This is a genomic window from Streptomyces roseus (genome assembly GCF_001044425.1).
GTDB lineage: Bacteria > Actinomycetota > Actinomycetes > Streptomycetales > Streptomycetaceae > Streptomyces > Streptomyces roseus.
This window is the reverse complement of sequence record NZ_LFML01000150.1, coordinates 70,337-79,417: the sequence shown is the minus strand read 5'-3', so window position 1 is coordinate 79,417 and position 9,081 is coordinate 70,337. Positions and strand designations below refer to the sequence as shown.

At 75.4% G+C, this 9,081-nt stretch carries 7 protein-coding genes; 1 reads left to right on the top strand and 6 read right to left on the bottom strand.

What is annotated here, in order from left to right; translation table 11 throughout:
• Positions 1-28: 28 nt before the first annotated feature.
• The 6 genes from ACS04_RS31495 to ACS04_RS31470 all read right to left on the bottom strand — a co-directional run bounded on the left by ACS04_RS31495 (position 29) and on the right by ACS04_RS31470 (position 7,382).
• Positions 29-874 carry an ECF transporter S component gene (locus tag ACS04_RS31495; protein ID WP_048480243.1) on the bottom strand — a complete coding sequence of 282 codons (846 nt, stop codon included), beginning with the start codon at positions 872-874 and terminating at the stop codon, positions 29-31.
• Positions 871-2,739, bottom strand: a complete 1,869-nt coding sequence (locus tag ACS04_RS31490; protein WP_078865549.1) for an ABC transporter ATP-binding protein — start codon at positions 2,737-2,739, stop codon at positions 871-873. Before ACS04_RS31490 ends, ACS04_RS31495 begins: the two co-directional genes overlap by 4 nt.
• Positions 2,736-3,995, bottom strand: coding sequence for an energy-coupling factor transporter transmembrane component T family protein (locus tag ACS04_RS31485; protein ID WP_107438763.1), 1,260 nt, complete (start codon positions 3,993-3,995; stop codon positions 2,736-2,738). The genes ACS04_RS31490 and ACS04_RS31485 overlap by 4 nt, the downstream gene beginning before the upstream one ends.
• Positions 3,992-4,690: an SCO2322 family protein gene (locus ACS04_RS31480; RefSeq protein WP_048480242.1), complete on the bottom strand. Its 699-nt coding sequence runs from the start codon at positions 4,688-4,690 to the stop codon at positions 3,992-3,994. The genes ACS04_RS31485 and ACS04_RS31480 overlap by 4 nt, the downstream gene beginning before the upstream one ends.
• Positions 4,690-5,949, bottom strand: a complete 1,260-nt coding sequence (locus ACS04_RS31475; RefSeq protein WP_048480241.1) for an SCO2321 family membrane protein — start codon at positions 5,947-5,949, stop codon at positions 4,690-4,692. Before ACS04_RS31475 ends, ACS04_RS31480 begins: the two co-directional genes overlap by 1 nt.
• Before the next feature lie 311 nt (positions 5,950-6,260).
• Positions 6,261-7,382 (bottom strand): Strvi_7410 family MBL fold metallo-hydrolase, encoded by a 1,122-nt coding sequence (locus ACS04_RS31470; protein ID WP_245236643.1) that lies wholly within the window; start codon positions 7,380-7,382, stop codon positions 6,261-6,263.
• A 219-nt stretch (positions 7,383-7,601) separates the two neighbouring features.
• On the opposite strand from ACS04_RS31470, the gene ACS04_RS31465 reads away from it, so the two are divergent.
• Positions 7,602-9,065 carry an aldehyde dehydrogenase gene (locus ACS04_RS31465; RefSeq protein ID WP_048480240.1) on the top strand — a complete coding sequence of 488 codons (1,464 nt, stop codon included), beginning with the start codon at positions 7,602-7,604 and terminating at the stop codon, positions 9,063-9,065.
• The last annotated feature ends 16 nt before the right edge of the window (positions 9,066-9,081 follow it).

Genomic DNA, 9,081 nt, shown 5'->3' with positions numbered 1-9,081 from the left:
GCGGAATGGTGTGTGTGCCGGGCCACTTTCAACGCGAACCGAAGGAAACGGGTGCCTCGAACGCCGCTTTCCGCACCGCCCGCCGCAGCGCCCTCAGCAGCGGGCCGCCGATCGAGAGGGTCAGCACGACGGTCAGCACGGCCCGGCCCAGGTCCCAGCCCAGCGAGGTCGCCGCGCAGTAGGCGGCGAAGCGCGCCAAATTCGCGGGGACCGGATCCCCGGGGTGGAACGAGATGCCCTGGCCCATGCCCTGCAGGAGCACCCAGCCCTGGAGGTTCATGATCGTGCCGTACGCGAACGAGCCGGCGAACCCGTACGCCGCCAGCATCAGCAGCTCCGCCCGGCCCCGCAGCCTCTCCCGGGCTCCCGCCCTCGCCTGACCGGAGGGGACGACCCCCACCGCGCCCGGCAGCAGCCCGGCGCCCAGCGAGAACCAGCCCATCGCCAGCATCTGGAACGGCATCCACGGACCCACCCCTCCCGTGAGCAGGGCGGAGGCGAACATCGTGACCGAGCCGAGGACGAAGCCGAATCCGGGGCCGAGGACGCGGCCGCTGAGCACCATCAGGAAGAACATCGGCTCCAGGCCGGCCGTCCCGGCGCCCAGGGGGCGCAGGGCCGCCCCGACCGCGGCGAGCACGCCGAGCATCGCCACCGCCTTGGCGTCCATGCCCTGGTCGGCGATGGTCGCGACGACGACGGCGACGAGGAGGGGGAGCAGCCCCGCGAAGAGCCAGGGGGCGTCCTGGGAGTGGGCGAGGCCGGACTGGCGGTCGGCGAGGAGGGGCCAGCCGAAGGCCGCGATGCCGATGAGGGTGACGAGGAGCAGCGCGGCGGCGGCGCGGGGGCCGATGCGCAGGGGGCGGGCGCTCATCCGGCGGCCCCGGCCCGGGGGGCGGGCTCGGACGGGGATGCGGGTTCGGGTTCGGGCTCCGGTACGGGCATGGGGTCGGGTGCCGGTTCGGCCAGCGCCTGTGCGACCTGGGTCACCGTGAGCCAGGGCGCCGGGGCCAGGACCTTGGCCACCTGCGGTGCGAAGGCCGGGGACGAGACGACGACCTCGGCGGTCGGGCCGTCCGCGACGATCTCGCCGCCCGCCAGGATCACGACCCGGTGGGCCAGCTCGGCGGCGAGCTCCACGTCGTGCGTGGCGAGGACGATGGCGTGCCCGTCCGCCGCGAGGCCGCGCAGCACCTCGATCAGGCGGGCCTTGGCCGCGTAGTCCAGACCGCGGGTCGGTTCGTCGAGGAGGAGCAGGGCGGGCCGGCCGGTGAGTACGAGCGCCAGGGCCAGGGCCAGGCGCTGGCCCTCGGAGAGGTCCCGGGGATGGGTGTCGTCGGGGACGCCGGGGAGCAGGGCGGAGACCAGTTCCCGGCAGGTGCCGGGGGCCGCGCCCGCGTCGGAGTCGGCCGCCTCGCATTCGGCGGCCACGGTGTCGGCGTAGAGGAGGTCGCGGGGCTCCTGCGGCACGAGCCCGACGCGGCGGACCATCTCCTGCGGGGCCGTGCGGTGGGGGGTGCGGCCGGCGACGGTGACGGTGCCGGTCGTGGGGGCCAGCGTGCCGACGAGGGTGGCGAGCAGGGTGGACTTGCCGGCGCCGTTGCGGCCCATGAGGGCGATGGTCTCGCCGGGGGCGACGCGGAGGTCGATGCCGTGGAGGACCTCGGCGCGGCCGCGGCGCAACGCGAGGCCGGCGACCCGGGCCACGGGCTCCGACGGGGTGGCCGGGGCCCCCATCCGGCCGTCGTCGGCGGCTCCGTCAGCGGCGGCTCCCTCGACCGCCGGGCCGGGGGCCGCCCCGCTCCGGCGGAACAGGCGGGCCAGGCGAGCCGACCGGCCGGGGCGCGTCGGCGCGAGGTCCGGCCGCGGCGCGACCGAGGGCGCGGGCGCCGCTGCCGGAGTCGGCACCGGCACCGCCACCGGCGTCCGCAGGCGGGGGAGGAGCTCCGGGGCCCGGCGGCGCGCGTCCCGCACCGACAACGGCAGGGGGGACCAGCCCGCCAGCCGCCCCAGGGCCACCACCGGCGGGTGGACCGGGGAGACCGCCATGACCGAGGAGGGACTGCCGAGGACCGGAGGCGCGCCCGGGGACGGGAGGAGGAGGACCCGGTCCGCGTACTGGACCACCCGCTCCAGGCGGTGCTCCGCCAGCAGGACCGTCGTCCCCAGGTCGTGCACCAGGCGCTGGAGCACCGCGAGCACCTCCTCGGCCGCCGCCGGGTCCAGAGCCGAGGTGGGCTCGTCCAGGACCAGGACCTTCGGGTGCGGGGTCAGGACCGAGCCGATCGCGACCCGCTGCTGCTGGCCGCCGGAGAGGGTGGTGAGGGGGCGGTCGCGCAGTTCGTTCAGCCCGAGCAGGTCCAGCGTCTCCTCGACCCGGCGGCGCATGACGGCCGGAGCCAGGCCCAGCGACTCCATCCCGTACGCGAGCTCGTCCTCGACCACGTCCGTCACGAAGTGCGCGAGCGGGTCCTGGCCGACCGTGCCCACGACGTCGGCGAGCTCGCGCGGCCTATGGGTGCGGGTGTCACGGCCCGCGACCGTGACGCGGCCCCGCAGCGTGCCCCCGGTGAAGTGCGGGACCAGGCCGCAGACGGCGCCGAGCAGGGTGGACTTGCCGACGCCCGAGGGGCCGACCAGGAGCGTGAGCTCGCCCTCCGGGACCACCAGATCCACATCACGGAGGGTGGGCCGGTCGGCGCCGTCGTACGTGACCGACACCTGCTCGAAGCGGATCACTGCGATGCCTCCTTCGGAGGTACGGGGGCCACGAGGGCGGGGACCAGGCCGATCAGGATCGCCGCCGCCGGCCACAGCGGGAGCGTCGGCGCGACCAGCGGCACGACGCCGGGCTGGAGGGCGGCCGGGTCCACCGTCCCGGCGCGGATCAGGGCGGCGGCGACCGCCGCACCCGAACCGGCGACCAGCCACGCGCGCCACCCCCACCGGTCGGGCCGGTAGCGGGTCCGGATGCTGCGCCGCCCGCCCAGGCGCAGGCCCGCGAGCGCCAGGCCGAGGCCGACGGCGAGGACCGGCAGCCCGTACGCGGCTCCCTCCGCGGCGAGCAGCCCGTACGTGCCCGCGCACATGCCGAGCAGGCCGCCGAGCGTGAGGACGTTGGTGGTGTGCCGGACGGCGGGCGGGACCTCGGCGGTACGCCCGTAGCCGCGCGCGTCCATCGAGGCGGCGACGGCGACGGAACGCTCCAGCGCGCCTTCGAGGACGGGCAGGCCGATCTGGAGGACGGCCTTGACCCCGCCGGTGGGACGGCCGCGCAGCCGCCGGGCGGTCCGCAGCCGGGCCACGTCGGCGACCATGTTCGGCGCGAAGGTCATCGCGACGACGACCGCGACCCCCACCTCGTACAAGGCGGCCGGGAGGGACTTCAGCAGCCGCGCCGGATTGGCGAGGGCGTTGGCGGCGCCGACGCAGACCAGGAGGGTGGCCAGCTTGGCGCCGTCGTAGAAGGCGAAGGCGAGCTGCTCGGCGGTGACGCGGCCGCCGATGCGGATCCCCTGGGCCGCCCAGTCGGGCAGCGGCACTTCGGGGAGGGTGAACAGCGGGTGCGCACCGGGGATCGGGGAGCCGAGGAGTACGGAGAAGAGGAGCCGGAGTCCGATGACGAACAGGCCCAGCTTGAGGAAGGCGCCGTAGGAGCGGGCCCAGGGGGCGGCGGTGCGGCGGGCGGCCACGACGTAGCCGGCCACGCCGGTGATCAGGCCGAGGAGCAGCGGATTGGTGGTGCGCGAGGCGGCGGTGGCGAGCCCGAGGGCCCACAGCCACCACGCCCCCGCGTGCAGGGCGTTGCCGCGCCGGGCCCGTGGGGCCGAGATCTTTTCGTACGAGGCGCGGAACCCGGGACCACCCGCCCCGGCCGGCCCGGGCCCGGCCGGGGTCAGGTCGCCGGGTGCGGGACGGCGGGTCCGGGACGTACCCGCACCACCCGTGCGGGTGGCCCGGAACGCCGGGTCGTCGGGGGTGGGCGGCGGTGTCATCGGCGCCGGCGCGACTGCCACACCGCGGCCGCGGCCAGGGCGGCCACCGCCGCCACGCCTGCCAGCAGGGACGTCAACGGGCCGCCGCCCCCGGCCTTCGGCTCCGCCGACGGCTTCCGGCTCGCGCTCGCACCCGCGCTCGGGTTCCCGCTCGGATCCGGGTCCGGCTGCCGCGCCGTGTCCTCGATCGGCTCGCCGCAGCCCTGCTTCGGGAAGCCCGACACCGCGCACAGCAGCGCCGCGCTGTTGTAGCGCAGCGGCTTGGCGACCTGGGCCAGGGCCTCGGCCGCCGTGGCGTCCGGGGCGACCTGGGCGCAGGCCGGGCGCGGAGTGTCCTGCGGCAGGGCGTCGCCGGCCGGGGTGTCGGCGGGGACGCCGAAGTCGACGACCACGGCGATCCGCTTGCGGCCCTCTGCGGCCGGGGTGCCCGCGCAGACCGCCGCGAAGTCGGCCGCCGCGCGCGGCTTCGCCGCCTCGGCCGCCGCGTCCCTGCTCACCGAGAAGCGGAAGCCGAGCACCGAGCCGTCCGCCGGACGGGCCGTCGAGGGGCCCTGCGTGGCGTACTGCCACTGGCCGCCCGAGGCCTCCCAGAACGACCAGTAGCGGTAGCTCGCCGCCAGCGCCGGGGAGGAGGCCACGAGGGTGAGCAGGACACCGAACGCGAGGACCAGCGGGGTCAGGGCGCGGCGGCGCATCAGAGCTGGTTCTTCTTCCGGCGGCCGCTCAGCAGGACGCCGATGCCCATGCCGGCGGCCAGGCCCGCGCCGACGATCCACCAGACCTTCGAGTCCGACTTCTGCGACTCGTCCGACTTCTCGGAGGTCTTCGACTTGTCCGCCTCGGCCTGTGCCGTCCTCGGCGCCGGGCCCGTCGCGTTCAGGGCCGTCACCAGGTCCGTGCCGCCGAACGACTTCGGGTCCGTGCCGGTCGCGTGCGCGGCCAGGACCAGCGTCCCGAGGGCCGCCGGGCTGTCCTTGGCCCACTCCGCCGAGTTGGCCTTCAGCCACTCCAGCGCGGGCGCCGCCGACTGCTGGTGCCCGGCCGCGGCCAGGGCGATCACCGCGTCGGCGGTGTTGCCGGTGTCCGCGGTCGGCTGGTCCGCGCCGGGGGTGACGGCAGTGAGGTGGCCGTCCTTCTTCAGCGTCTCGGCCAGGTAGCCGGCCGCGCCCTGGGCCGCGGCCGCCGGGTCGGCGGCGCCCGTCGCCGGGCAGGCCAGAGCGGCCGCGGGGGTGTCCGCGGCGGCGGGGGACACGACCGCGCCCCGGCCCAGGCCCGCCAGGACCGCGGCGGCCGTGGCGTCGGCGTTGGCCGGGAGCTTGCCGTCCGGCGCCGGCTGGTACCCGAAGGCGCCGCGGTCGGAGGCCGGCTCGGCGGCGCAGCCCAGCTGGAAGGCCAGCAGGCCCTCGTGCGCGGACTTGCCCGCCTTCGACTTCACGTCGGCCGGCTTCTCGCCGGCCACCGCCAGCGCGCTGATCACGATGGAGGTGGAGTTGCCCTCGCTCGGGGTGCCGGGGACGAAGGCCCAGCCGCCGTCCTCGTTCTGGACGGACTTCAGCCAGTCCACGCTCTTCTTCACCGCCGCGTCCTGCCCGCCCAGTGCCTTCAGCGCCTGCACGGCCATCGCGGTGGCGTTGGTGTCGAACATCGTCTTGTCGTCGCAGGCAGCGGCGGCGTCCGCGCGGAAGGAGGCGAAGCCGCCGTTCGCGCACTGCTGGCCGACCAGCCAGTCGACGGCCTCCTTGGCCGGCTTCACGCCGACCGTGTGCTGGGCCAGCAGCGCGAAGGACTGCCGCCACACCCCGTCGTACGTCGGGTCCTTCTTGCCGAACAGCCCGGACGGGATCACCGGGGCGGGCGGGGCGGAGGGGGAAGGCGCTGCGAGGGCTGCGGGGGCGGCGCCCACGCAGAGCACGGCGGAGGCGGCGAGCGCGGCGGCGCTGCGGCGGACGTTCATGGGGGGCGGGTGCCTCTCGTGCTGGGGAGCAGGAGGCAGGCCCGTACAGGGCACCGGGCTCCGGCTCCGTTTACCTCGACGGTGCCGGCCACCGGGGGCCCCGGCGGCGCGAGCCGCGCACCTCGCGTACGGGGCGGTCCGGCTCCCCGCCCGGAGGGGGCCCGGGCGGGTCACGGTTGCGGGCCAGCGCCGGAATCGCACCGGCTTCGCCCCGTACGGAAGGGTGGACGACGGGTCAACTGTACCGGCCCGTAACAACCCGGAAGGGTGGCGCCCGCCCGGAGCACCCCTTACCCGGGGACCTGCCGGCGTCACAGGGCGCGGTAGGTGACCGGGTCGCTGCCCGGGACCGCCTCCGCCCGGCCCTGCTTCACCAGCCGCCGCAGATGGGCTTCCGCTTCCGAGACGGCGATGTTGCGGGAGCCGTACGGGATCTGCTCCCAGGGCCGGTTCCACTCCATGCGCTCCGCCAGCCCCCACGGGGTCAGCGGTTCGGCGAGCAGCTCCCACAGGCCGGTCAGCCGCTCCTCGTGGTGGTCCAGCAGCTCGCGCACCCGCGTCGGGGCGTCGGTGAAGGCGTGCTGGTGGGCCGGGAGCACCTCGGCCGGGTCGAGGCGGCCGATGCGTTCGAGGGAGTCGAGGTAGTCGCCGAGGGGGTCGGTGACCCGGACGACCCCGAGCTCGTCGGGGGCCTCGTACAGTCCGATGTGCGGGGAGATGCCGGGCAGCAGGTGGTCGCCGGAGAAGAGCCGGCCGTTGCCGGGGAGGTTCGCCGGGTGCCGCTCCTCCAGGTGCAGGCATACGTGGCCGGGGGTGTGCCCGGGGGTCCAGATGGCGCGCAGCCGGCGTCCGGCGAGGGGGAGCAGTTCACCGGGGACGATCTCCCGGTCGGGGACGGCGGCCCGCAGCCCGGGCAGCGTGCGCAGGCGGCCGCTCGCGCGGGCGGCCCGCAGCGGGGCGATGTGCTCCTCGGGGGCTCCGGCGGTGGCCAGCTTCTCGCTCATGTAGTCGAACCAGGTGCCGGGCTCGGCGGAGCGGGTCCGTACGACGATCTCGGTGTCGGCGGCGTGCATGGCGATCCAGGCCCCGGAGACCTCCCGGACCCGCCCGGACAGACCGTGGTGGTCGGGGTGGTGGTGGGTGATGACCACGCCGTGGACGTCGGCGACGGCGATGCCGAGGGCGCCGAGGCCGGCGGTGAGGGTCTCCCAGGACTCCGGGTCGTCCCAGCCGGTGTCGATGAGGACGGGCCCTCGGTCGGTGTCGAGGACGTGGACGAGGGTGTGGCCGAGCGGGTTGTCGGGGATCGGGACCTTGATGCCGCGGACGCCGCCGCCGTGGTCGGTGAGGTGGGGGGCGGCGGGCGGGGCGGGGGCGGTCGGCGGCGGCGTGTCCTGTGACCGCGCGTCCTGCGGCGGCGTGTCCTGCGGCATGAGGGCTCCCTGTCTGCGCTGCGCCCGGCCGCGTCTGCGCCGCCCGGCTCACTCTCACGAGAACGTGTTGCAGTAGTCGCCCAAGTCGACCATCTGTAGCCGGTTCTGACTAGTCGCAACCCCTGGTTGGATCTTCCCGGCGGTTCCGTCCTGGCCGTGGACTCCTGGAACTAGAACTGGTATCAGTTCGGGAACGCCAAGCCGCAGGAGGCATCAGCCATGACCGAGCGCGTGGAACACGGACACCTGTTCATCGGCGGTGAGTGGACGGATCCGCTGGGCACCGACACGATCGAGATCGTCTCCCCCCACACCGAGCAGGTCATCGGCAGCGTCCCGCACGCCTCCCGCGCGGACGTGGACCGCGCCGTCGCGGTCGCGCGCAAGGCCTTCGACGAGGGGCCCTGGCCCCGGATGTCCCTGGACGAGCGGATCGCCGTCGTCACCCGGATCAAGGACGCCATCGCCGTCCGGCACGAGGAGATCGCCCGCTCGATCAGCTCGCAGAACGGTTCTCCGTACTCCTGGAGCGTCCTCGCGCAGGCCCTCGGCCCGATGATGGTCTACGACGCCGCCATCCAGGTCGCGCGCGCCTACCCGTACGAGGAGCACCGCCAGGGCGCGCTCGGGCCGATCCTGGTGCGCCGGGAGCCGGTGGGCGTGGTCGCGGCCGTCATCCCGTGGAACGTGCCGCAGTTCGTGGCCGCCGCGAAACTGGCGCCCGCGCTGCTCACGGGCTCGACGGTGATCCTGAAGCCGTCCCCCGAGTCGCCGCTGGACTCGTACATCCTCGCCGACATCGCCCGCGAGGCCGGGCTGCCGGAAGGGGTGCTGTCGATCCTGCCCGCGGACCGGGAGGTCAGCGGGTACCTCGTCGGCCACCCCGGCGTGGACAAGGTGGCCTTCACCGGCTCGGTCGCGGCCGGCCGGCGCGTGATGGAGGTCGCCGCCCGCAACCTGACGCGCGTCACGCTCGAACTCGGCGGCAAGTCCGCCGCCGTGATCCTGCCGGACGCCGACCTGGAGTCCACCATCGCCGGGATCGTCCCGGCGGCCTGGATGAACAACGGGCAGGCGTGCGTGGCCCAGACCCGCGTGCTCGCGCCGCGCAGCCGGTACGAGGAGGTCGCCGAGGCCCTCGCGGCCGCGGCCGGCGCACTGGTGGTCGGCGACCCGCTGGACCCGGCGACACAGCTCGGCCCGCTGGTCGCCAGGCGCCAGCAGCAGCGGTCGCTGGACTACATCCGGATCGGGCAGGAGGAGGGCGCGAAGGTCCTGGCGGGCGGCGGCCGCCCGGCCGGACTGGAGCAGGGCTGGTACGTGGAGCCGACCCTCTTCGGGGACGTCGACAACTCGATGCGGATCGCCCGCGAGGAGATCTTCGGACCGGTCGTGTGCCTGATCCCGTACGGGGACGAGGCGGAGGCGGTACGGGTCGCCAACGACTCGGAGTTCGGTCTGAGCGGCAGCGTCTGGACGGGGGACGTGGAGCACGGCGTCGACTTCGCCCGCCAGGTGCGCACGGGCACCTTCAACGTGAACACCTTCAGTCTGGACATGCTGGGTCCGTTCGGGGGCTACAAGAACAGCGGCGTGGGGCGGGAATTCGGGCCCGAGGGGCTGAGCGAGTACCTGGAGCACAAGATGATCCACCTGCCGGCGGGCTACGCGGCGGGTGCCTGATGGGCGACCGCTGGGT

Excerpts from the sequence above, each read along its gene's own strand:
- ACS04_RS31480 (WP_048480242.1), bottom strand. The coding sequence starts at position 4,690 with ATGCGCCGCCGCGCCCTGACCCCGCTGGTCCTCGCGTTCGGTGTCCTG.
- ACS04_RS31495 (WP_048480243.1), bottom strand. The coding sequence starts at position 874 with ATGAGCGCCCGCCCCCTGCGCATCGGCCCCCGCGCCGCCGCCGCGCTG.
- ACS04_RS31475 (WP_048480241.1), bottom strand. The coding sequence starts at position 5,949 with ATGAACGTCCGCCGCAGCGCCGCCGCGCTCGCCGCCTCCGCCGTGCTC.
- ACS04_RS31470 (WP_245236643.1), bottom strand. The coding sequence starts at position 7,382 with ATGCCGCAGGACACGCCGCCGCAGGACGCGCGGTCACAGGACACGCCG.
- ACS04_RS31485 (WP_107438763.1), bottom strand. The coding sequence starts at position 3,995 with ATGACACCGCCGCCCACCCCCGACGACCCGGCGTTCCGGGCCACCCGC.
- ACS04_RS31465 (WP_048480240.1), top strand. The coding sequence starts at position 7,602 with ATGACCGAGCGCGTGGAACACGGACACCTGTTCATCGGCGGTGAGTGG.